This window comes from Ectothiorhodospiraceae bacterium BW-2 (assembly GCA_008375315.1).
Taxonomy (GTDB): Bacteria; Pseudomonadota; Gammaproteobacteria; order Thiohalomonadales; family Thiohalomonadaceae; genus BW-2.
This window is the reverse complement of sequence record CP032507.1, coordinates 2,246,784-2,270,135: the sequence shown is the minus strand read 5'-3', so window position 1 is coordinate 2,270,135 and position 23,352 is coordinate 2,246,784. Positions and strand designations below refer to the sequence as shown.

Annotated in this window: 28 protein-coding genes; 3 read left to right on the top strand and 25 right to left on the bottom strand. The window is 48.7% G+C overall.

From position 1 onward, the window contains the following. Window positions 1–32: 32 nt before the first annotated feature. Both D5085_11020 and D5085_11015 read right to left on the bottom strand, forming a co-directional pair. Window positions 33–1,682, bottom strand: a complete 1,650-nt coding sequence (locus D5085_11020; protein QEP43607.1) for an IS1634 family transposase — start codon at window positions 1,680–1,682, stop codon at window positions 33–35. 449 nt (window positions 1,683–2,131) lie between these two features. Beyond that, window positions 2,132–3,637 carry a hypothetical protein gene (locus D5085_11015; protein ID QEP43606.1) on the bottom strand — a complete coding sequence of 502 codons (1,506 nt, stop codon included), beginning with the start codon at window positions 3,635–3,637 and terminating at the stop codon, window positions 2,132–2,134. A gap of 233 nt (window positions 3,638–3,870) precedes the next feature. Here D5085_11015 and D5085_11010 point away from each other — a divergent pair, with 233 nt between their 5' ends. Beyond that, window positions 3,871–5,115: a hypothetical protein gene (locus D5085_11010; GenBank protein ID QEP43605.1), complete on the top strand. Its 1,245-nt coding sequence runs from the start codon at window positions 3,871–3,873 to the stop codon at window positions 5,113–5,115. 154 nt (window positions 5,116–5,269) lie between these two features. Here the strand turns inward: D5085_11010 and D5085_11005 are convergent, their stop codons facing one another. Next, a complete protein-coding gene (locus D5085_11005; GenBank protein QEP43604.1) occupies window positions 5,270–5,509 on the bottom strand; it encodes a hypothetical protein in 240 nt (79 codons plus the stop codon). Window positions 5,510–5,896: 387 nt separating this feature from the next. Between D5085_11005 and D5085_11000 the strand changes: the two genes are divergently transcribed. Next, window positions 5,897–6,094, top strand: a complete 198-nt coding sequence (locus D5085_11000; GenBank protein ID QEP43603.1) for a type II toxin-antitoxin system VapB family antitoxin — start codon at window positions 5,897–5,899, stop codon at window positions 6,092–6,094. Further along, on the top strand, window positions 6,091–6,498 hold the full coding sequence (locus D5085_10995; protein QEP43602.1) for a PIN domain-containing protein: 408 nt from the start codon (window positions 6,091–6,093) through the stop codon (window positions 6,496–6,498). The genes D5085_11000 and D5085_10995 overlap by 4 nt, the downstream gene beginning before the upstream one ends. A gap of 9 nt (window positions 6,499–6,507) precedes the next feature. On the opposite strand, the gene D5085_10990 is transcribed toward D5085_10995, so the two are convergent. The 22 genes from D5085_10990 to D5085_10885 all read right to left on the bottom strand — a co-directional run bounded on the left by D5085_10990 (window position 6,508) and on the right by D5085_10885 (window position 23,349). Beyond that, entirely contained in the window at window positions 6,508–8,658 is a 2,151-nt protein-coding gene (locus tag D5085_10990) for a hypothetical protein (protein ID QEP43601.1), read from the bottom strand. Continuing rightward, the gene (locus D5085_10985) at window positions 8,588–9,046 is read right to left on the bottom strand and encodes a hypothetical protein (GenBank protein QEP43600.1); all 459 of its coding nucleotides are present in this window, start codon (window positions 9,044–9,046) and stop codon (window positions 8,588–8,590) included. Before D5085_10985 ends, D5085_10990 begins: the two co-directional genes overlap by 71 nt. After that, on the bottom strand, window positions 9,043–9,627 hold the full coding sequence (locus D5085_10980) for a hypothetical protein (GenBank protein ID QEP43599.1): 585 nt from the start codon (window positions 9,625–9,627) through the stop codon (window positions 9,043–9,045). Before D5085_10980 ends, D5085_10985 begins: the two co-directional genes overlap by 4 nt. After that, window positions 9,624–10,652 (bottom strand): hypothetical protein, encoded by a 1,029-nt coding sequence (locus D5085_10975; protein ID QEP43598.1) that lies wholly within the window; start codon window positions 10,650–10,652, stop codon window positions 9,624–9,626. Before D5085_10975 ends, D5085_10980 begins: the two co-directional genes overlap by 4 nt. Then, window positions 10,600–11,679 (bottom strand): hypothetical protein, encoded by a 1,080-nt coding sequence (locus tag D5085_10970; protein ID QEP43597.1) that lies wholly within the window; start codon window positions 11,677–11,679, stop codon window positions 10,600–10,602. The genes D5085_10975 and D5085_10970 overlap by 53 nt, the downstream gene beginning before the upstream one ends. A gap of 10 nt (window positions 11,680–11,689) precedes the next feature. Next, window positions 11,690–12,313, bottom strand: coding sequence for a prepilin-type N-terminal cleavage/methylation domain-containing protein (locus D5085_10965; GenBank protein QEP43596.1), 624 nt, complete (start codon window positions 12,311–12,313; stop codon window positions 11,690–11,692). Beyond that, the gene (locus D5085_10960; GenBank protein QEP43595.1) at window positions 12,313–12,750 is read right to left on the bottom strand and encodes a type II secretion system protein; all 438 of its coding nucleotides are present in this window, start codon (window positions 12,748–12,750) and stop codon (window positions 12,313–12,315) included. Before D5085_10960 ends, D5085_10965 begins: the two co-directional genes overlap by 1 nt. Continuing rightward, window positions 12,729–13,106, bottom strand: a complete 378-nt coding sequence (locus tag D5085_10955; GenBank protein QEP43594.1) for a prepilin-type N-terminal cleavage/methylation domain-containing protein — start codon at window positions 13,104–13,106, stop codon at window positions 12,729–12,731. Before D5085_10955 ends, D5085_10960 begins: the two co-directional genes overlap by 22 nt. Window positions 13,107–13,124: 18 nt before the next feature. Continuing rightward, window positions 13,125–13,574, bottom strand: coding sequence for a type II secretion system protein GspG (gene gspG / locus D5085_10950; protein ID QEP43593.1), 450 nt, complete (start codon window positions 13,572–13,574; stop codon window positions 13,125–13,127). 33 nt (window positions 13,575–13,607) lie between these two features. After that, on the bottom strand, window positions 13,608–14,810 hold the full coding sequence (locus D5085_10945) for a type II secretion system F family protein (protein ID QEP43592.1): 1,203 nt from the start codon (window positions 14,808–14,810) through the stop codon (window positions 13,608–13,610). A gap of 1 nt (window position 14,811) precedes the next feature. Then, a complete protein-coding gene (locus D5085_10940) occupies window positions 14,812–16,518 on the bottom strand; it encodes a type II/IV secretion system protein (protein ID QEP43591.1) in 1,707 nt (568 codons plus the stop codon). After that, on the bottom strand, window positions 16,518–17,069 hold the full coding sequence (locus D5085_10935) for a Uma2 family endonuclease (protein QEP43590.1): 552 nt from the start codon (window positions 17,067–17,069) through the stop codon (window positions 16,518–16,520). The genes D5085_10940 and D5085_10935 overlap by 1 nt, the downstream gene beginning before the upstream one ends. Before the next feature lie 23 nt (window positions 17,070–17,092). Further along, a complete protein-coding gene (locus tag D5085_10930) occupies window positions 17,093–17,995 on the bottom strand; it encodes a glycosyltransferase family 2 protein (protein ID QEP43589.1) in 903 nt (300 codons plus the stop codon). 4 nt (window positions 17,996–17,999) lie between these two features. After that, on the bottom strand, window positions 18,000–18,755 hold the full coding sequence (locus D5085_10925; protein ID QEP43588.1) for a glycosyltransferase: 756 nt from the start codon (window positions 18,753–18,755) through the stop codon (window positions 18,000–18,002). Further along, entirely contained in the window at window positions 18,748–19,713 is a 966-nt protein-coding gene (locus D5085_10920; protein QEP43587.1) for an NAD(P)-dependent oxidoreductase, read from the bottom strand. Before D5085_10920 ends, D5085_10925 begins: the two co-directional genes overlap by 8 nt. Window positions 19,714–19,717: 4 nt before the next feature. Further along, the gene (locus tag D5085_10915; protein QEP43586.1) at window positions 19,718–20,797 is read right to left on the bottom strand and encodes a glycosyltransferase family 1 protein; all 1,080 of its coding nucleotides are present in this window, start codon (window positions 20,795–20,797) and stop codon (window positions 19,718–19,720) included. A gap of 321 nt (window positions 20,798–21,118) precedes the next feature. Then, entirely contained in the window at window positions 21,119–21,451 is a 333-nt protein-coding gene (locus D5085_10910) for a hypothetical protein (protein QEP43585.1), read from the bottom strand. After that, on the bottom strand, window positions 21,448–21,675 hold the full coding sequence (locus tag D5085_10905) for a DUF433 domain-containing protein (protein QEP43584.1): 228 nt from the start codon (window positions 21,673–21,675) through the stop codon (window positions 21,448–21,450). Before D5085_10905 ends, D5085_10910 begins: the two co-directional genes overlap by 4 nt. Window positions 21,676–21,922: 247 nt before the next feature. After that, window positions 21,923–22,177, bottom strand: coding sequence for a DUF2442 domain-containing protein (locus tag D5085_10900; protein QEP43583.1), 255 nt, complete (start codon window positions 22,175–22,177; stop codon window positions 21,923–21,925). 10 nt (window positions 22,178–22,187) lie between these two features. Beyond that, window positions 22,188–22,457: a DUF4160 domain-containing protein gene (locus D5085_10895; GenBank protein QEP43582.1), complete on the bottom strand. Its 270-nt coding sequence runs from the start codon at window positions 22,455–22,457 to the stop codon at window positions 22,188–22,190. 272 nt (window positions 22,458–22,729) lie between these two features. Further along, complete coding sequence (locus D5085_10890; GenBank protein ID QEP43581.1) at window positions 22,730–22,969, bottom strand: hypothetical protein; 240 nt, start codon at window positions 22,967–22,969, stop codon at window positions 22,730–22,732. 89 nt (window positions 22,970–23,058) lie between these two features. Next, window positions 23,059–23,349, bottom strand: coding sequence for a putative addiction module antidote protein (locus D5085_10885; protein ID QEP43580.1), 291 nt, complete (start codon window positions 23,347–23,349; stop codon window positions 23,059–23,061). Window positions 23,350–23,352: the final 3 nt, after the last annotated feature.

The window sequence follows — 23,352 nt, the reverse complement described above, 5'->3', positions numbered from 1 at the left end:
AAAAGCCGACATTCCGCACATAAACTTGGACATCAGGAATAAACATCAATATACCGTTTTCCAAGCAAAAGCAGTAACTTTTTTTGGTGCTCATTTAGGTTCAGTATCATCTCTTCACATTTCCGAATGACTAAAACATGAATGCCTTTAAAATAGAGAAATACCCAGCGTGCTGTCGGTTTATTAGTCAACCCACCGACTTGGTCAGGAAAAAACTCATCAAATTGGCTAAGAGCTTGTCTAATCCGATGCTCCAAAGCGGCATAAATCATAAGACATAAAGTCATAATCATTGTGATTGCCATCAGTCTTTCCTCAGATTTAACAAAGAATGTTGTTGCCATAAATAATGGATCTTTTAGAAACCGAAATCCACGCTCTACTTTTTGCTGTTCTTTATAAATCTTCAACAGCTTAGAATTCGGCAATTCATTAGAATCAAGTTGATTGGTGGCAATAATAAAGCAACTTTTTTGTTGTATCTTTTTCTGAAATAGAGATGAGTCAGATGATAATATAGCGGAAACTTGAATGACTATCTTATCAGGTTTGGCATTCTTTGCCGGACGCCCCTTTTTGCTATAACGAGCGACTTCTTTATATTCAATATCAGTCAGTTCCGTCAGCTTTAGCTGTTTTTGAAGTTTTTCAACGGACTGCTCAGCATCGGCTTGACAGGCAAATTCCTGACGAAATAATGCGTTAATATTTCTCATCTCTTTGTCGCTTACTTTCTGAAACTGCTTTTTGCAAGTTTTAAGCGAACGTTGTCTCGCCTCAGGAGAATAGACTAATAACCAGCGTTGATCAATATCTCCGTACTGACAAGGCAAATCAATCATTGACATTTGATTAAAATCCACCATCAAAGAAGGAGCATGTGACTCAATAAAATAAAGAGCTAATGACAATGTCTCCGGAACGCGAGATATCCAGAATAAATCTTGGCTTAACTCGAGCGTTTCTCGAGTATAAAACGCGCTATCGGCAACTAAATATTCCAACCCAACGTCCTTTTTTAATTGGGCTATATGCTTAGTCACTGTATCCCTAAAGTTAATCTTATCATTACTGTTACCACTGAGAGGTTGCATGAGCACCGGAATACCCGACTTATTTTCACAAATTAATTGTAAAACAACCTGATTTAAATCAGGACGATGATCGCGACTATAACCTTTCGTGACATGTATAATATCACTACCCTCTTGGGGAGGACATTCGCTATTATATCTGCCATCAGTATGAAAGCTACTACTATCCATGTGGTAGATACCTCCCGTTAAGCCGAGTGTATGAACGCTTTTAACAGCTAATTGTCCATAGAGTGAGTCAATGCCATAGTTATATACAGCGTCTAAGGCTCGCCCCAGAGCATCGTCATTAATTTGATCAGCAGTAACTCCTTCTCCGATTAATCTATCGACAGGTTTATCCCGAAAAAAAAGAGGCGTGAGATAGAGTGCGCGATGAGCAAACCCTAATCCGTTCAAAATCATTGCTTTAACAGCCTGTCCGTGGGAAATAGTTTGTTTCTCTTCATCTTTAGGTAGTAGGGCATCTATTTGCTCAACCAACCCTAATTCATCAATCATGGCGGATACTAGACCCAAATGGTCTAGGGTTTTGGTTTCGTAATGGTTGGGATGTAATGGGGTACCTGTTTCTACATGGACTGACATACAATTCTACACCTGATGCTATATTAAAATTCACCAAATCTGGGCGTTGGCTAAATACTCAAGTGAAAATTTTGTATGCAGAACATCAAATACAGGCATGAATTTTGCTTAATATTCTTTATTTAAAATCAAAATTTTATTAAATTGCCAAATCTTGGAAATGTATGCGGAATGTCGGAAAAAGGTAGCTGCCGGCAAGTAATAAACTATTTTGGCCACGATGGGGCAAAACCCGGTAAAACAGCCAAATCAGTCCCAAAAATGCAAAAAAGGGTGCAGAGTTAAACAGCATCTGCAAAAATTCCTGTCAAATTGACTCTATGGTATGCCAAAACTGCTATTTTCTCTGAAATAAAAACGGGCTGAATTTCTAAAAAGCGTAAAAAAAGGCACCCGAAGGTGCCTTGTTATGACTCCATAGTGGCAGTTAAGCCGCTACGGGTGCGCCATTAATAGACAGGGGCAAAGTTTTTGCCATCCTGACTACGAACAAAGACGCGGGCAATGACACCCTCTTTACCGGTAGTGTAAGTGGTAGAAGAGGTACCTGCAGGCACAGCCAAAGAGTTGGTCAGAGCTGTGTCTGCGATACCTACAGTACTACCATCGTTATCGTTATTATCAAACTCCGTAGCAGGAATAGTCAATGTTCCAGTCAAAGCACCGCCACTGGTAACACTCACAATCGGCAACACATTACCGTTGTAGTTGCCGGTACCAAACTCCGCCTGAATATCAAGGCGCAGACGCTTGTTGGAAGCACCGGTGTAGCTCAGGCAAGTATTCAGTGCTTCAGCAGTAATCATGTTAGTTGAAGCACCGGCACCCAACATACCACTGGTAAAGCCGGTCACGCCCGCCAATGTAGAAACATCACACTGAGCTGTTGCGGTTCCATCATCGGCAGTCCCTTTAATATAGACCTTACCAGCAGTGCTTGTCGGGTTGGTAATACGTAAATAGGTCTGATAGTTGGTGGTATCAGTCGAAGCATTGGTCAACCAGCTTGGAATATAAGCGGTTGAGCCATTTTTACTCCAAGAACCTGCTGCCACATCGGTTGCATTATTAAATGAAGCGGTACCAACTATGACGTTTACACTAGCGGTAAAATTACGGGTCTCCAGTGCTGCGGTTCCATTTACCGTAGCTGTCAGCGTAATATCTAGCTGCTCATTATCGGTATCACCAAATGTAGCATTATTTAATGTATGAAGCTGTGATTCAGTGTACTCGATATAAGCCATATTATTGGCCGCATCGATAGTATAGGTATTAGTTCCATCGCTGATGCTGGTAATATTAGTCATATCACCCTTCACGGTCACCTTTAACTTATAATCGGTGCTACCATTGGTAAACTCCATATCCAGCGCATCAGTAATAACCGAACCGGCATCTGAGATAATTTTGATAACAGCTGTATCAGTGGTGGCTGCACCGGTAAATTTGGAACTACCCGGAGTGGCCTGCACATCAATGACACCATCAAAGTCGGTCGCTGTATTCACAGTGGCGGTGATCTGGTTTTTAGCTTCTGCAACCTTAACAGACTTCACATCACCGGTATTGCTATCCAGCACCAAATTGGTACTGGTTTTGGCCCCTACAGCCAGATTACAGCTAGACCCATCAGTCAGACCTGTTAGCTTGATGGTTGGAGCCCCGGTGTCTACAGCATTATCATCATTGCCGTCCATGTCGGCAGTGCCACTGGTCAGATAGTAGACATTACCCGCAGCAAGTGCGCTAGCAGGTACTGCGTTTTCAGCCGTATCGTCCGCAACACGGAAGGTAATCGATGTGCTGGTTGAGCTGAGCACATCAAATGGCTGCTTGGCATTTTTGTAACTAATCACGTTGTTGGCATTATTAAACGCCAAGTAATAGCTACCGTCAAAAGTACAATTTCCAGAGAGGGTAAAGGTAATCCAGCAATTCAGGGGCAGCTCCATAACCGACTAACTTCATAAACTTACATTGGCAAAAAAATTATTTTTTCCAGCAAAAATAGCCATATATCTTCAATTTTGAGAGGTAACCGCATGTCAACTGCACGAAAATCAGCTTCGAACCAATCCGTCCGGTCTAAAAAAAGAATCGGAATAAACGTAAATTACAGCGCAAAGATGTCGTCTATCAACTCCACCTGACCATCACACACTTCTTTCCTGCTCTCTTTGAGCAGATGAGAGAGCTGGATGAGTGCCGGACATCTACCAATTATGATTTGGCGGCTCTTATTACGGCCTGCATTGCCATGTTTCTCTTTAAAGCCGGTTCTCGTAATGAAATGAATAATCTGCGCGAAGAGAAACGCTTTCGCAAAAACTACCAGCGGTTGTTCAAAATGCCGCTACCTCATATGGATACCGTCGATAATATCATGCGACAACTCACGGAGGATCAACTGCAAAAACTGACTCAATCCATGGTTAGGGCGCTGTTGAAAAAGAAGATATTCCACAATCAACGGCTGTTTGGTGAATGGTTTGTCATCGCGGTGGATGCGAGCGGGATTCATAGTTTTACAGAGTGTCCCCATGATCAGGCGCTGCACAAAGACTACAGCAGCGGTAAAAGTAGCTGGCATAACATGGTTTTAGAGGCCAAACTGATTACCGCTAACGGCTTCGCCATCTCCATTGCCACAGAGTGGCTGGAAAACCCCGAAGAGGGCAACTATGACAAACAGGATTGTGAGCGTAAGGCATTCAAACGCCTAGCAAAAAAGTTGAAATCGGCGTTTCCGCGTCTACCCGTCTGTCTGGTTGCCGATGGACTCTATCCTTATCAGGGATTCTTCGAAATTTGCTCAGAGTATGGTTGGGGCTGGATAGTCACCTTCAAGGATGGCAATCTGCCATCTGTTTGGGAAGAGGTTAAATCCTTGTGCCAGTTAACATCCGGCAATCAACGAAAAATCATTATACGGCAACAGGATAATGTCATTGAGCAAAACTATATATGGATTAACGATATTGACTATCATGGCGTGAAACTACACTGGCTGGAATGCATAGAGACAACCACCGACAAAGAGGGGCAGATAACTGAAAATCGGTTCGTTCACATTAGCTCCTATCCCATCAACTGGAATACGGCACCGGAATTGAGCCGTACCGGACGCTTACGCTGGAAAATAGAGAACGAAGGCTTTAATACCCAAAAAAATCATGGATATGCATTAGAGCACAAATTTTCACGGGTGAGTTATCTGGCGACCAAGAATTACTACCAGTGCTTGCAAATAGCTCACATCATCAATCAGTTACTGGTATTGAGCAAGACATTTCAAAGTGTTATGCAGGGGAAGATGACCTTAAAGCGCATCTGGGGAAAGATGATTGCCGTTATGACTGAACGAAAACTGTCGGTAACGAAATTAGCCCAACTCACCGGGCGCCCCTGCCAGATTCGACTCATCAATTAAAAGACGATGGAGATCCCCGCTCCGAAATTCGGGATAACCCTCATTACACACTGGAGACAAGCTCACTCAACACTGCTGTACAATTTGAAATAGCTGACTTTTCAACAAGGAAATGTTGAGAAGAGGGGGTGTTATTGTCGCCAAGAAAGCGAGGCTATGTAGTGATGCTGGTTTGGCGGTGACTCTGAATTGCTGAGGTAATCGTGTCGTTATTGACATAGCTTGCACCCAGAGTGTAGGAAACAAATCCCAGAGCTGTTGCAGTTGTGGGAACCTTTTCCGCAGGCGCCACGGTCACAGCAGTTGTCGCAATATCACCATTCGCCGCTAGCGCATTTGATGCCACACCGCTAACAATAAGCCCGATGGTGGCTGCTAACAATTTCTTCTTCATAAGTAAAACTCCATAAATATTACTGAAAAAACCCAAAATTATTGTTGAAGACAACTTTTGGGTATCCAAAAGCTTTGCAAAGCGTCTGTTCAACAGTTAAGAATCTACCTCAATAGCGCTGATTAAGCAAGTGCCACGCCTGTTTTTTTTGTTGTCGTTCAAAATGTGGCCTATATCACACGCTGTAGTTATTTCCGCTTCATAATTCCGGCTGCCCAAACTGCTGGCGCAGCTCATCGGTCAGACTCTCCAGCTCACCGGGGGTATTAAGTACATAGGGCACAATTAAAATCAGCATCTCGGTGTAAATGATTTACCCAAGCACCTTGACACAATGCATTGTGTGATCTTAGTGTGTGACATCAGTTCAATCAAGGAGAAAACAACATGGCAACCAATCTCGCTATTGATGAAGCGTTACTCCGGTCGGCACTACAAATCAGTGGCCTACCCACCAAAAAGGCAACCGTTAACTTAGCCCTCAAGGAGTTTATCGACCGCAGGAAGCAGCTTGAAATAGTTGAACTTTTCGGTACCTTAGAACCGGATAAAGAGTACGACTACAAACAGGATCGCCATCGGTGAAGGTACTGGTCGACACACCTATCTGGTCCTTTGCCTTTCGTCGCAGCCAGTCAGGACATAAGACACTGGTTGAACAGCTAATCTGCCTGATTGACGAACAACGAGCTCTGATTATCGGCCCGATTCGGCAAGAGATTCTATCGGGCTACAGCAATTTGCAGCAGTTTGAACTGCTGAATGAAAAACTTAGTTACTTACAAAATCAACCAGTTATCGATAACGACTACATTGAAGCTGCGCGTTTTTCTAATATCTGCCGCACCAAGGGTATTCAGGGCTCACACACCGATTACCTAATTTGCGCCGTCGCCCACCGACTGCACGCCGCGATATTCACCACCGACAATGATTTTACTCACTATCAGGCTCACCTACCTGTCTCACTCTATATTTATCAACACTAATAGCGATAACTACGGTGAAGGGCTCTGACCAAACCGCTGGCGCAGCTCATCGGTCAGTCTCTCCAGCTCACCGGGGGTATTGAGTACATAGGGCACAATTAAAATCAGCATCTCGGTGCGGGTGGTACTGCTGCCACGGCTACCAAACAGCCACCCCAGCAGCGGCACATCGCTCAGCGTCGGCACCCCGCCCTGCCCTTTTGTGCTATCTTGCGACAACAGCCCACCAATCAGCACCGAGGCACCATCTTGTAAATTAAGCGATGTTTTGACATTGCGACTGAGAATAGTCGGGCTATCGACACTGCTGGTCTGGTTACTTTGGGCTGAGCTAATCTCCTGACTAATCTCCATCGCAATTTGGCGGTTGGAGTAGATAGTGGGTTTAACACTGAGCATCACCCCCGTCTTACGATACTGAATATTTTGCAAAATCGAGGCACTGCTGCCGGTTGCTGCAGTTAAATCGCTGGCACTCGATTGACTGGTGACCACCGGTACCTCAGTCCCTACCTCTATCGACGCCTCACTGCCACTTTTGACCATCACCCGCGGGGTTGAGAGAATATTGACCCGCTGATTTTCGGCAAAGGCGTTGAGCAGAGCCCGGGTCTGGCCGGCGCGGGACATCACATACGATACCCCCCCCATACCACTGATACCAAACGCCCCCATGGTCGAGAGGCTCTGTGCCACATCGCTGCCGCTATGGGTCATCAGCCACTCTACACCAAATTTTTCACTCTCGGTCAGCGTCACTTCGGCCACAGTCACTTCAACCAGCACCTGCCGTACCGGCTTATCCATCTGTTGCAGTACCGGCAACAGTTTAGCCCATTCGCTCCCCTTGCCTTGAAACAGAATCGCATTACGCTGCTCATCAACCAGCAGTTTGTAACCGGATGTGGCGGCCGTCTGTTTGTCACTACCTGCTGCGGGCAGAGTATCAATACCGCCCAATATCTTAGCCAGCTCTTCAGCAACGCTGTTTTTGACCGCGTAGTAGTAGAGCCCGTCACGCTCCTCACTGCCGATATTTTGCGGTGGGGTATCGAGTTTCTCTGCCCAGCGATGGACATGCTCTAACAGTTGCTGACTGGCGGTAAAGACCAGCAGCGTGCGGGTCGATTCGAGCGGAATCAGTAACACGCTTCCTACCGGCGGCGAGGTACTCACCCCATACCCCTGACTCTGTAGCACCTTATTCAGTGCTTCGGTTAGCTCTCTGACCGTTAAATAGGCGGGCTCAATGGTGCTGGAAAACTGTCCCTTCATCATGGGTTGATCCAGCAGGGTAATCACCTCCAGCGCCTGCGCCACCACGGCGCGATTCCCCTTTAAAATAATGGTATTACGCATGCCGTTTTCCAGCACCTCCAGCCCCTGACCACTAAATATCTGCCCTAACCAGCTACGCACATCGGTATTGCGCACATTTTTCAGCTCTACAAACTGAAAAATGGGACGGTGCTCTGCCGGTACATCGGGCAGGGTACTACCACTGATAATCAGCGGTATGGTTGTGCCGCTGGTGGTGGTGGCCGGCTGAAACAGGTAGTGATCCGGCTGGCGCACAATCTCAACCCCGTAACGGTTGAGCAGGCTCTCGGCCAGAACAAACAGCTTGGCCGGCGGCATCGGCTCACTCACTCGCAGGGTAACCTGATCGGTTTTGTTCTGAATCGCGGGGGCTATCTCAAATGAAAGATTGAGCAGATGCCCAAACAGCTCATTAATAAAAGCACCTAGTGGCACCCCTTCGAGATTGAGGCTAATCGGCTCACCGCTCAGAGGGGGAGCCTGCTGTGTGGTTTCGGCAATAGCCAAGGTGGGGCCACGGGGGGCTTTAGGGTTATCGGTTATCCGCAGCGCATTAACCGGTTGAGCGGTTGGCTCAGACGAGGCTTGCAGGGTAAGGTTCTGCTCATCCTGACTTTGTGGAGCCCGCAATGGTGGTGGCAGTTGGCTCAGGGGGTTATCGGGTTGCTTGGGTGTCATTAGCTGGCAACCGGTTAACAGGGCTGTAGCAGGTAATATAAAAAACAGACAGGTGAGGGCTCTACTCAATTTTGGCATTGCGGCTCCCGGATTAGTTTGAATCTGAATGGTGTGGTTGTGATGGTAGCGGATAGAGATAGAGCCAGTAGGGTTCCGCTTCATCAGGGACTATCTCTACCCCTTGCGAGGTAATGTGCGCCAGCCTGAATCTCGGCTGCAGCATCTCACCCTGCCGGTAACGCTCCAGGCTGCCCGCTTCGTTTTGTAACAGTGCTACCGGCTTACCGCCTACGGTAATCAGGCCATGAAGCTGCCAAACCGGTTGTGCTGCTTCGGTCGTTGATCCATTTTCTCCGGCCATGGTTGCCACATAGTGCTGTTTAAGCCACTGGTAGGCGACTTCGTTTTGAGTATCGGTGTGTTGCGGTAGCTGCCACGCATCCGTTGCATCGGGCGCATGGTTTTGTAATTTGAGTGGTTCTGTCAGCTCCGGCTGCGCCAGCCCCCAACCGATAACCACGGCGGTTAACAGCAGCAGTAACTGTTTCACGGATTAACCCCGCTGCTCTTATCGGGTACGGCTTGCAACACCAGCGCGACTATATCGAGCTGCAGGTAGCGGTTGTTACTCCCTGTGCCTTGTATATCGAGCCGCTTAATTTGTAGCGGTTGCCGGTTCTGCTCCAGAAAATAGAGCAGCTCTATAAGTTGCGCCATGCTTAGTGAGGCGCTAAGGCTAATCGTCACTTGCCAGCCGGCTATCCCCTCTATCTGCAGTGGCGAGACTTCGCTGTTATATTGGCTGCGCTGTAGTTGCAGTTGGGCAAGTTGCTGCTGAATCCGGCTCTGTAGGGTTGCCTGAGCGATACCGGCACTCTCTGCCCGCCAAAAGAGTGCTCTATATTGAGTAAGCGCACTATCGGCCTGCTCCAGTCGCTGCTGCCATATATCACTCTGATTGGCTACCGCGAGTTGACTCTGTTGCAGCCGCTGCTGCTGCTGATAGCTCTGCTCAAGCTGCTGCCGCTGCTGATAGATCCAATCCAGACCATAGAGCAAAATCAGGATACCCACCACTGCCGTTCCAAGCTGCAATCGTTGGCGGGAGCTGAGACTGTTCAGTGTTATCACGACGCCGCTCCGTTTTGAGCAGCAAAACGGATCTCAATCATTAACTCACCCTGTCGTGCGGCAGGGCGACTTCGAACCTCACCCACCCATGGAAGTTGTTGATAGTGTTGGATCAGAGTAAGCGGATCAATATCGCTGTTGAGCGTAAAGGTAAGTTGCCGGGGGTGGTAGTTCCAGTTATACAGTGAGTCAGGAGCTAGCTGCTGTGATACCTGTAATACCTGCATCATCAATTGCAGTTGGCTATGTTCAGGGATGTAGCGCACCAGTTGCTGTAGCTGCTGTCGGGCGGTTTCAGCACTCTGTTTATCGCGTAACGGCCTCTCCAGCTGCTGTGCCCGCTGACGGTTCTGCTGCTCCAGTAGCTCAAGCTGTTCGGCCTCCTGCCACCATTGACTCGTCTGCCAGCTAAACAGCGCGATAAGAGACCACGCGCCAACCCATCCTACTCGGGATAGCAAGCGGTGGTTCAGTTCACTCTGTTGTAACCGAAAAGTTTTACCCCACGGTTTAGTGAGCTGCGCATGTTCCGACACGCTTATTTGTGGCAGTGTCGCCGCTTTAAATCCGGTACTGCGACAGAAGTAGCGCCACTGCTGTTCGGTCGGCAGTATGCTAAACCACTGACTTGCCAGCAATCTTTCTTCTGACCAATACTGCGCCTCAACCCCTTGTACGCAGCTAACTAAGCGCCATTGCGGAAGTTGCGATTCAGGTGGAGCGTAGTAACGCGACTCAACCACAGCGGTGCGGCCGGTCTCCTCCTGTTTACTATTCCAGATCCAAATTTGAGCTAACTGCTGTTGCCATACAATTTGATACGCTGTTTCCGCAGAAGGGTAGGGGGTTATCCGTTGCAGATGGAGCCTGAGTGCTGCATTTCGCTCATTGCGCGGCAGTGGTGCAGCATCAAAGGTGGCGTATATGCACTGGCACCGGGCTATCACAGCCTGTTTGCGTGGCCACATAGCTTTAGTTAAAGCGGGCATCATCTCGGAAAACTGACGCTGCATCGGGCGCATCATGTTCTAACAGCTGTAACGGCTTAATCTCACCTTGGGGTCGTTCATCTGCGGCAATATTAAGGGTATAGTCATAGCGAATCGGGGCATCCTGGTCTGCAAAAGGGGTTAATTGTATATGAGTTTCGCGGGTGGTGTCTCCCCCCTCCGTCCAGAGAGTTAAGCGCAACGCCTCTGACGGCATGGTTCGGATCTGCATCGTATCTAACGCTTTTAGCTCCACAAGGGGAGTAAAACGATGTGCACCGGTAAAAAATTGTTGCTGCCTTAATTCAGTTAAGCGTTTGGCACTTTCGGCAGTAGCTCCGGGCCAGGTCTGCATCACCACTTCAGGAGTAGTATTAAGGTTATAATTCATCGCCGGATAGAGTGATTTAGCCATCCGTAGCAGCGATGGAGGCTCGAACAGTGCCGGATAGTCGCTCCAGTTTAGTATCGCCATCAACTCCTGAGGTGTCTGAATCGAACGATTAGGCGGAGGAGTTAGCCCCTCTCTTTGGTACTCTTCTGCTTCAGCGCCATTAATACGATACAGTTCATCTTCATCGCTATAATCGGCTAATTTAGCTAACAGTGGCATCTGCTCATCCAATGGCACCTGTTTTTGTGCTAAAAACTGTTGTAATAAGGTATTCATTTGTAAGGGAATTAAGCCACTTTTATCCTGTAAAGAGAAGCGTATCTCGCCTAACCCTTGGTAGGGTTGATCATCCAGCGTTAAATAACGCTCCGGCATCACTACCCGACTGGCCAGCGGATCGTTACTCTTGGGCGGACGATCTCTCTCTGCCGAATCGAGACTCACCCCCAACGGACTTTTTCCACCTGTGGCTAAAATGTAGTCGATCCAAGCCTCTGTTCCCGCCATATCCAGCCGCTGCTGTATATCCGCCTGCCCCTGTTGTAGCTGTCCGATGAGCTGTTGGCTCCAGTGGGCTAAATAGCCGGCGCCTATAGTCATAAACGCCAGCACCCATAGCGTCATCACCAACACAAAACCGTTTTGACGACAATGACAACATTTTTGCATCGGTTTCCCTCTACATAAACTCCATCTGCTTTAAAATTTCGGAGAGTTCGCGTTTGGGGGTTTTACGGTTTTTGAGCGCCACCAGCCAGTGTACCGGCGGATCGGTCAATATAGTGATGGCAATTGCTTGCGGCAGTGTGTGGGTTAAATCGCTGCTTGGTGGCCATTGTGAATGGGGATTCAGGCTCTCATCAAGATAGATAATACGACTTCGTCTTGTGTCGTATGTTGCTAATAGCCACTCTGCTTCACTGCCATCCGCCTGTTCATAGCGATATACTAACCGCGTTTGACGCTGCTGCTGCAACTGTAACTCAAAAAAAGTCGGTACCCCGTTTAAACCGTGTAACGATGTCAGGCTCTGGCCGCTAAAACTCTGTTTATCCCCCTTAAAAGGCCGGTTTTGTGGCCGGCTGGCCGGATAGAGCCCAGAAATAGCACTACGCAACCAATGGTTAAGTAACCGGGTTTGGTGACTCTGCTCCAACAGACGACTATATCCGGTTTTTAGTTTAAGGGTATAAGTTACACCCCACAGTAGCAACGCGGACAGTAACGAAACCAAAATGAGTACGACCAGCACTTCCAGCAGGGTAAAACCTGAAGCTCTATTGCACTGAGATGCTTTTGGCATCAGAAAAAGGGTTCAGCAGAAGGGAAAATATCTTGGCGGTAGCCGACCTGATACAACTCAAAATCGTACAAAAACTCACTCTGCCAATAGAGCTCTACGGTAACTTTAAACATCTGTAGTGTATAGTAGCCACGACCATTAGGATAACTCACTCCTTGCCGCTCCGCGGTAACGGCTTTTGCCTGCCAGCTGAACCACTCTTCACCATAGTTGTACTCCCCTTCGGGTTGTGCCATCGGGTTAATCAGACGGATATAGTCGGTTGCATTAGCGATCATCAGCTCTTCCGTTAGATATTGTTCAGCTCGTTCAAGCGCCATGGTGCTACTATTCATCCAACTTAACAGTGCCATACCGCTGCTGCTGACAATGACCAGTGCCACCAGCACCTCCAGAACCGTAAAACCCGCCTGTTTCACTGTAATACAGGCCGACAATAGGGAGGATTCAGAGCCAAACGGTAGTGACGGTTCTGTTTATTTAAGGCCACTGTCCCACCGCGACAGACACCATTTTGCTGATAGATAACGGGGTTTTCTGTCGTTATTTGCCACGCATCAGGCAGCTGAAACGGTAACATATCGTTGTCAATACCGAGTGCAATAGTTTGTTGTTGTTGGTAAGCTTTTACACCTAAACCGGCAATCTGCTGCATAATCTCTTCCAGCTCGTAACGGGCTACGCCACTCTCATAGAGGCTATTCAGACGGGGAATCGCTAAACCTGAAATTAACCCAAGCAACACCAAGACAATCAGCAGCTCCAGCAAGGTAAATCCGTTGCGTAGCGCCATTAAGCTGTGACCTGACCTCTAATCCGGCGGCAGATAACCCAAATCGGCATTGTAGCCCTCCCCGCCTCTCGCCCCATCCGCACCAAATGAGTAGAGCGCAAACGGCTGACCTTCGGCTCCGGGGAAGCTGTATTGATAGGCATTACCCCAAGGATCGGGGGGAACAGCTTCATCCAGATAGGGTCCTTGCCACATTGAAGCCGCCCGGCTATCGGACGGTCTGCTATAAAGAATCGCTAACCCCTCCTGTTCTGTCGGAAAGCGACTCATATCGAGGCGTAGTGTCTCTAACGCACCGCGCAGCATCTTAATTTGGGTCTCTGCGGTCTTCACTTTAGAGCTATCGACCTTACCAAACAGACGCGGTCCGACTAAGCCGGCTAACAGGCCGATAATCACCATTACTACCAGCATCTCCAGCAGGGTAAAGCCGCGTTGATGCAGCTTAACTAAGCGGGTTCGGTTCATCTTCACTGCTGTTTTATCCATTCAATCACACACCTAAATCGAAATATCATTCACGCTGGTAATCGCCAAAATAATCCCCGTCATAATGAGTCCAATCACCGCCCCGATGGTTAAAATCGCTATCGGCTCCAGCAGGGTTAAAAAGCGCTTCATACGGTTACGGCCACTCTCACTGTAGAGGGTGGCTAATGATCGTAACATGGTTGCCAGCTCACCGCTACGCTCACCGACCCTTACCAGGCCATAACCGGTCGCACTAATCGCGCCGCTCTCTTTAAGCGCATCAGCCAGTTTACCGCCCCCCTTAACGCTTTTAGTCACCTGTGACAGATTCGCGCGTAACCGGCTGCCCACCACACTGCGGCGCGACAGCTCTAACGCCTCTATCAGCTCCACTCGGCTACTGAGCAGGGTTGCCATCATCGCCGCCCAACGACCGCTATCGGCCTCGCGTAACCAAGAGCCAATCAGCGGCAGACCCATCAGTCGGTTAAGTAGCCATAGTCGAATTTCAGCGCGCCCCAGTGCCGCTGCCGCACCCATCACAGCGATAAGCGCTAAGGCCAAAATAAGATCACTATACTGATTAAACAGCAGCCCGGTCTGTAGTACCGCTTCGGCCAGAAACGGAATCTCACCTTGCGACTTTTCGAGCAGATTGGCAAATTTGGGCACCACCATTATAAAAATCAACACCACTGCGCCAATGCCGGAGACGATTAATATTGATGGATAGATCAACGCATTACGCATCTCGGTAGCGATTTGGTGATCATAACTCATCTGCTCTACCCCTTCAGCCAGCGCTTCGGCCAGATTCCCGGTCAGCTCCCCCGCTTCAGCTAACTGATACAGATAGGGAGGGAGTTTAAGCGCGGAATCGCTTAATGCTTTGGAAAACGGCTCGCCGCGCCGCAGCAGCGTTCCCATCTGACTAAATGCGTGGCACAGTGCGGGGGTAGCGAGCGATTCGGCCAGTGAATTAACCGCCTCATCCAGTGTCACGCCTGCCTTTAACAGCGTCACTAATTGATGCAGCGCCAGCCGCGACTCTTCCGCTTTAATCGCTTTATGGCGCTGCCCTAGCGCCGTGCTCTGCTGAGTTATCTCGTCGAGCGCTAACAGCGTTAGCCCCTGTTTAAGTAGCTGGCGTCCGGCAGCGCGGGCGGTCTGGCTCTCAATTTCGCCGGTAATCAGCTCACCACTGCTGCCCAGTGCGCGGTAACGATAGCGCATCTTAAACTCCGGTCACCCGCAGTACCTCTTCAACCGAGGTAATCCCCTGTGCCGCTTTCAGCAGCCCATCTTGGCGCAGTGTCAGACTCCCCTGCTCTATTGCCAGCGCCTGCATCGCTGTCGGGGTCGCTCCCTGCAGAATCAGATGCTGCATTTCGTGGGTCACATTAACCCGCTCATGGATCCCGATCCGTCCGCGATAGCCGGTACCGTGGCAGTGGCCACAGCCGTTGGCCTGACGCCATTTGAGCTGAGGTAACTGATTCAGCCACGGCGCAATCTGCGCTACCACTTCATCGAGAGGTTCTGCCGCTTCGGCACACTCACTACAGAGCCGCCGTACCAATCTTTGCGCAATCACCGACCGAACCGGGGTGGCGACTAAAAACGGCTCTACCCCCATGTCGATTAAACGGGTAAAGGCACTCACTGCATCGTTAGTGTGTAGCGTTGATAGCACTAAGTGGCCGGTGAGTGAGGCCTGAATCGCAATTTCTGCCGTTTCGCGATCACGAATCTCACCAATCATCACTACATCGGGGTCTTGTCTTAAAATCGAACGCAGGGTAGCGGCAAAGCTAAGGCCGATCTCCTCTTGGGTCTGAATTTGGGTAATGCCGGGCAGACGGTACTCAACCGGATCTTCTACGGTAATAATTTTACGATCGCCGCGGTTAGTCGCCTCTAAGAGTGAGTAGAGCGTGGTCGATTTACCCGAACCGGTCGGACCGGTCACCAGCACAATACCGTGCGGCTCATGCGCCAGTTGGCTAAGATGACTCACTCCCTCGGCCGAAAGGCCTAAAGTATCGAGACTAAAGCGCTGTTTCTCTTTCGGTAACAGCCGCAGTACCAGTGACTCGCCATAGACACCGGGCAGTGCCGAGACGCGAATATCGATCTCTTCGCCGCCGACACGGGTCTCTAACCGCCCATCCTGCGGCAGACGCTGTTCGGCAATATCCATACCTGAGACCAGTTTAATTCGTGAAGCAATCGCCCGAAACCGCTCCGGCGGCAGGGTCAGCCGGCGGTAGAGTACACCATCGACCCGAAACCGAATCTGTACCTGTAGCTTCTCCGGCTCAATATGAATATCGGAGGCGCGTTGATCCACCGCCTGCGCCATTAAATTATTGACAAATTCGATGACCGGCGCCTCTTCCGCCAGCTCTCTTAATGAGCTGCCGCCAAGCGCATCACCATCTTCAGCCAGACGCGCCAGCCGGTTAAGCAGATACTCTAACTCATGGCTACGCAGCAGACACCACTCTATCCGGGCCTGGTTAAACTGCTCCCGGGCGATGCGTTCGACTACCTCATGCAGAGTGGTATCGAGAATCTCCTTAGCGCTACAGCGCAGGGTCTGTGATTCAGTCAGCCAGATTAGCGCCTCCTGATCCAGCCACCAGTCGAGCATAATTCCGCTCTGCTCCAGGGTCTGTAGCAGTGACTCATAATCGTCAGGCAGGTCGCTACTGTTGAGCAGCGGCATCTGTAGCTGTAGCGCGAGCGCTTCGAGCAGGTTCTCTTCGGATAGCGCCCCAATCCGCATTAACAGGCTACCAATACGCCCGCCGATGCTCTGTTGCAGTGTCAGGGCGCGTTCAATTTCCGCCTCAGTCACACGCTGGCGCTGTAATAAAATTTCACCTAACCGCAGGGTGGTAAAACTGTTTTGCGATGAGTCGTTACTCTCGACGGTCATTACGACTCCGGCCAGATTGCAGCAAAATTAAACTCAAAATCACACCCTTGCGGTAGTTTAAATGGATAAGTTTCGTGGCTGAAATCGCCCTCTTTAATCAGCCAGCCGTCACGATTACGCCGGAATAGTTTAGCAATGCCGCTTTCGGGGTTAACCATAATATAGTAACTCACCCCCTCTTGCTGATAGAGCTCAAATTTAAGCCTCTGATCTTTACGCGCAGTCGATTTTGAGAGAATCTCAAATATGATTACCGGCGTTTTGGTCAGGTACTGTCCCGATACCTTACCACAGACGACTAAATTATCGGGCTGAACCACCGTTTCGTCATCAATTTTCCAATCAACCGGTAACAGCGGTTTACAATGGCAGCAGTGCGCTAATCGCTGAAATAACTGCCCGTGAATATTGGCACTAATTAATTGATGGGCAATATTGGGCGCCGGACTCATGGCATAGGGAATACCATCAATTAACTCCCAATCTCCCTGCCACTGCTCATAATCGCTCACCCGATAACAGGGCAAATCTTGTCGCTGTGCGAGTACCATAGCTGCTGCTCCTCTGTATTGATTCAGCGATACTTACCTAAGGAACCTTTCATGGCATCTTTAATCCCTCTTTTCATAAAGGTCCACCTTGCTCCCGATTCTGCTGCCCCAATGATAATAAACAGCTGGCGTATCAATAATTTAATTAAAAATAGTATCGTATAGTTAAAGCGCCCGTCCTTAAAACAGAGATAGATCAAATTTCTGAATTGATAATAGTGCCTAATCGGTTCTGACAGATCAAAGATGAACAAGCCTAACATCCGTGTTCGTCCCTGTCCGATTTTGTGCTCTAATAGTACACTGGTGTCTTTAACGACGCTAAAGCCGGCATCCTGCAAACGCCAACAATACTCAAAATCGACAAAATCGATAAAAAATTCATCGCGCATCGCCGGACTATTTTGATAGGTTGCTTTAGGTATTAGCATTCCGGATGAGATAATCTCTCTGAGCAGAAAAAGTGCACTATTGCCTATCCGTTTACGCCGGCTTAAACGCAGCGAAAGCTCTTTACCGCTATCGCGATCAACCGGCTGCGGTCCTATGACGCCCACTTTAATTGAGCGCTCTGTCAGCCATCCATAGCTGTGCAACAGGCGCTGCACCATATCGGTTTGAATCGAACTATCCTGATCCATCAGCAGCACAAAATCGGCCGCAGCGTTATCAAACGCCCACGCCATGCCGATCGATTGTGCTTTGGCAATACCGATGTTCTCACCAAAATTAAAACACTTAACCGGCACACACGGTTCAGGTAACCACTCTTCGGTAATAAACGGTTCAGGGGTGTTATTAGCGATAACAATTTGAGCACACTGCTGTTGCAGCTGTTGTAGCAGTGGCTCCAGCTCCTGCCGTTTAGGGTAATAGAGCACCACGATAGCAACCACCTTGGCCGCTAGCGACTGTTGCTGTGCCATTGTGCTAAAAAAACTGCCCTAACTTGGAGAAATTTTTTAACAGCAGCGTCCCCACACCACCGACTTGATGCGTCTGCAGTGCGCGGTAATCTTCTGACGATTTGCGCCAGATACGCTCTAGTGAGCGGTTGCTCTCACCGCCTAAGCGCATTTTAACCAACACCTGCGGCAGGTAAGCGAGCGAAATCTGCCCCTGCACCAGATAGCGTAGCATCGCTTCATAATCGGCGGCGATACGGTAGTCAGTGTTATAGCCCCCCCACTGTTCAATCACCTGCCGGCGTAAAAATAGGGTCGGATGGGGTGGCATCCAGCCGCGCTTAAGCCGTTTTTGCTGGTACTCACCACTACGCCAGCGGCGGATAATGCGGTTCGGATCAGATTTAGCTACATAGTCGAGATCGCCATAGACCCCGTCAACAGCCTGAGTTAAAAAACACTGTACTACCCGACTGATAACGCCACTATCAGCAAACATATCATCGGAGTGGAGCAGGCCGATAATCTCACCATCTGCCCGTTTTAAGCCCTTATTTAACGCATCATAAATCCCTTGATCCGGCTCACTGACAATTCGGGTACGGCTGTCAGCAACCGACTCTAGCCGCTGCAAAGTACCATCAGTCGACGCGCCATCAATAATAATCTGCTCCCAATCAGGGTAGTCCTGCCGGCGAAGTGAGTTAACCGCATCACCAATTGTCTCCCTGCGGTTATAGACTGCGGTAATAATTGAAACTTTAGGCGTACGATTAACCATGCCGTCTTAACCACTGCAGGGTGCGCTCAACCCCCTCCCGGCGTGAATAGGGCGGTTCACCACAGACGCGGTAAGTATTATCAAGCGGTAAGATATTATCGGTTGTCATATTGGTTAAACGAAAAGAGCTCATCGGAAACGGTAGCTTCAGCCGGTGCAAGCCATCACCTATTTTAGCTAATCCCTGAAACAGCACAAAGGGTAGCTTAATCGGTTGATGCACTTTGGCAATCGCGGCAATCTCATCCGCCCACTCTGAAATCGGAATCGGCGGTCGATCCCCCAGATAGAAGAGTTGGCGATCAATCTGTTCAACGGGCGCATGTAGTAGTTGGTTGATTTGGTAGATACTGTTGCCAATATAGCCGTAGGTTTTCGTACAGGCGCGATCCCCCGGATGAAAAAAGCGGCCTGAGAGGACAAAATCGAAAAAGTAGCGATAGGGCTCACCAAACCATTCGCCCCAAATGGAGGTCGGGCGGATAGTGCAGTAGGGGGGTAAAGTCGCACTGTGATGCTGAATAATCTGCTCGCTCAAAACCTTGCTACGACCATAGTTGGTGGTCGGGTTATAGTCATTTTCTGATTCCGGAATATAACCGACCCGGTTCACCAGCATTGAAGTGGCAAAAATCACCCGCTTCAGGTTAGTTAACCGGCTACAGCAGTTAACCAGCGCTTCAACGCCTTCAATATTTGCCCGGTAGTAGCCCATACCAGCCTGCTCATTCAGATCAGTACACGCGGCCAGATGGATAAGGTAGTCGGGATTAAATTCAGTCAGACTCTGCTCTAGCTGTCGCGGCTCACAGATGTCACACTGTTGCCAGTAGGCTCGCTGCGTTCCGTCTCTTGGCGCAGCAATATCGAGATTTAACACGGCTTCACCCTGCTGGGTAAAGAAAGCGGTTAAATTGGTGCCCATAAAACCGGAACCGCCGGTAATGACGATCTTCATGCGGCTACCCTCCGAACTGTTGTTGCCAAATCTCACGATAGAATGCGTGAGTCTGGTTAAAACAGTGATCCCAGGAGAATTTAGCTGCCTGCCGTAGACCAGCCTCAATCTGCTGCCGGCGGGTATCAGTGTGATGCAGTAACACGATTTTGGCACTAAACGCTTCGGCCGTTGCCTCATCGACTAGTAATCCGGCCTCTCCTGCCACTTCGGGAATAGAGGAGCCGTTAAACGCCACCACTGGGCAACCGGCACGCATCGCTTCCAGCACGGGGATACCAAACCCTTCGTACAGTGAGGGGTAGATTAGTGCAAAAGCCCGGTTATAGAGCCAGTTTAAATCGGCCATTCCCAAACCGCTAAAGCGCACGACCCGCTCCTGAAGTGGAGTAATCGCCTGTAGTTCTGACAATGTCCACTCCCGTCCGCCCACAACCACCAGTGATAAGTTACGAAATTGATGCAGTAGTTCAAGCGCTACCGGAAAATTTTTGTAACCACTGCGATCACCGACGAAAAGCAGGAACGGTTCAGTCGGTCGTTCTGAGAGTTGTGCGGAAGGTGGCTGTTCCGGTGGTAGGGGATAGAACTCCTCACTCACGCCGTTATGAATCACACTAACCCGGTTCGGATCAATATCGGGATAGAATTGAAGCAGATCACGCCGGGTATTCTCCGAGACACAGATCACGCCGGCAGAGTGGCGTACTGCCTGAGATTTCTGCCAGGAGTGGATCTGCTTTTTTAACCCGTGATTAAAATATTCATAGGTAAAGTCGTGTACGGTAGTAATATTTGCTACCCCTTTTTGGCGACTGTAGCGATAGTAACTGCTATGGAATAGTGTCGGCGTGGTTAAAGTTGTTTTAAAGGGGAGATAGCGCAGTAGTAAACCGGGCAGGAGTGATCTCTCGTGCCTTATAGCATGGTTAAGCAGGGGCGCGAGAATGTTACTGTTCGGCTGCTGAAAATGGATAAAGGGCGTGGTTTCGCTATCCAGCCGTTTTAACAGCTCGTACCAGTAGGTTGAGATCCCACCTGCTCGCTGCAGGGTGAAGATGGTCGAATCGAGGGTAAGTTTCAATGTCTTTATATCACAAATAGTTACGCACTATATTACTGACCCAATCGGAGGATCGGAGAAAACGGTTACAGCTCGCTGCTATCACGATTGTAAGTGCGCTGCGACAGTGTCGGGGCCTGAATCGGGGCAAGAGAGTTAAAAGCGGTTGGGCAAAGTCACATCGGGTTAGCGTAGCGTAACCCGACAGGGAGTCAAATTTACCTCAATGACGACGCTTTCGTTGAACGGATGCAATCGAGATGCAACGGCCTTTCAACAACAGTCGGCATGACCGCCAATTTCTCACCGATTTATCTCGGCGCACTGGATGCCCTTTAAATTTTAACCAATCTCGATCATGCCTATTTTCGAATTATTGTGCAGCTCAGAAATAAGAATAAAATTATTCCGTATAATTTTCTCAAGCGACTTAACTTTACAATTACCTGTTCTTATCCATATTACTTTAGGAGGAAACCCTTTCAGTAAACGGATATCCTTAAAGTCAGAATCCTTGCTCACTATGGTATAATTATGGGCTTTTGCATATTCCCACACCATTTCATCATCCTTATCATCAAGATTTTCAAACATAACATGGTTAGCGTCTGGAAAAATGTCACCTAAATAGTTAAGTAATTTTGGAGACAAGTTATTATCGAACAAAAGCTTCATATGACAATTCTGGCAAGTGAGTTTTCTCTATCCGCCAAAAAAGCTAAACAAGCAAGAATATCTTCTTTTGTTAGCTGTGGAAAATCGTCAATAATTTCATCATAAGACATTCCATCAGCAAGCATGTTTAGCACATCATTTACTGTTATTCTTAAGCCTCGAATACATGGCTTGCCCGACCGTTTACCTGATTCTACTGTTATATATCCAGAATAATTTATCATAACCAAACCCTAAAAAAGTCACTAACAACTTATCAATCGCTTTAAGAGAGATAACGGCTAAGCAGCAATAGTTTCGATAAGCTCGCCACGCCGCTGTAATACCGTTACTCCCTGCTCTAGCGCCATTTTTGCCTCCCCCCCAACCCTCCCCAGCTGGGGGAGGTTGGAGGGGGGAAATCATAGAAACCGCAAGCCTGACGGAACGATGAACAAGGTCCACGACATTATTAGTGTATTTAGTAAACCGTCACCGTAATAATGCACGACCAACCGAGCTAATACCTTTATAAAATAGCGTCTCCGGAGCAATATCGATTTCTCCCGGCCAGGTAACGGTGCCGTAATCAACTTTTGCCAACGCAAAAAAGCCAGGATTTTTCAATGGTTCAAACACAGGATAGTCAAGATAGGGGCGCATATCAAATTCGCGTTGCTCACCATTATTAAAAGTGAGATGGAGTCTGAAATCAGCTATAGCAGTGGCGGAAATCACCCGAATCATGATGACATACCTAGCGTAGTGGCTCAATTTTAAAGATGGGTTCACCGTTAACCGCCAAAGCCCAATCGGCCATTAACTCCTCTTCATGAATGGTAATCCACGCCTGAACCAGTTTCAGCTTTTTGGAGGGTAGATATCCTTCAATCAGCTCGCCATCGGGTATTGCAATGACTGCACTATCATCCTGATATTCAACATGAATATGCGGCAAATTGTGTTGTTGCGTATCCATAAACATCATACGAATAATGATACCGTAGAACATACTAATCGTAGGCATGGGTCTATTCCAGTGGTTGTTGCATAAAATTCGTAGCGATAAGCACCGATCACTTTGACTGATTTTGGGTTTGCACTGCTGGGCAGTGGGCAGTGGGCAGTGGGCAGTGGGCAGTTTCTCACTGCTCCGCGTAGAAATCCATACCAGCCACTATCTCTCCGGTATTCAGTTGGTTTTTCACATTTAGCCGCTGTGTCGGATCGGGGATTAGTTTGACCTGAAGCTGTGCCGCGACAAGCAGGGCAAAGGGGTTAGCGCTGTTTAACAGCTCATTACAGCCGCTCGCGCCAATCGAGTAGTTTAACCACCGGAAAGCGGAAGTCGATTTCACACCCGGCTAATGAGAATTGAAATCGATCCGGTTTAAAAGCCGGGGAGCTATCACTCAGTACCGTTAAACTCACGACATCTTTACCGTATCGATCCCGAATGCGGTAGTTTTGGCGGTTATTGCCGAGTTGGATAATATGAGCCGCAACTCCGGCTAAATTGATTTTCGATTTTCCGAGCATGGGCTTTCACTGTCGTTGAGTCAAGGGGACGGTGAAATTGTAACAAAATTTAATTCGGTTGCGACCCCTTTTATTGTTCGGAGATTTATTCAGGGCGCAGGCGCAATATCCGCATGCAGCTTCACACCCAATGCACGGATAACTTTCATTACCGTCTCATAGCGAGGTTTCGCACCAGGCGACAAGGCTTTGTACAAACTCTCTCTCCCTAAGCCGGAATCCCTTGCCAACTGTGACATTCCGCGCGCCCGCGCAACGGTTTTCACCGCAACCAGAAAGGCATCAGGATCGGGGTCTGCGAGGGCTGCCGTCAAGTAGGCAGAAATTGTTTCCTCGTCATCGAGATAGTCTGCAACATCAAAAGGGGTGAATCGGGTCATGGT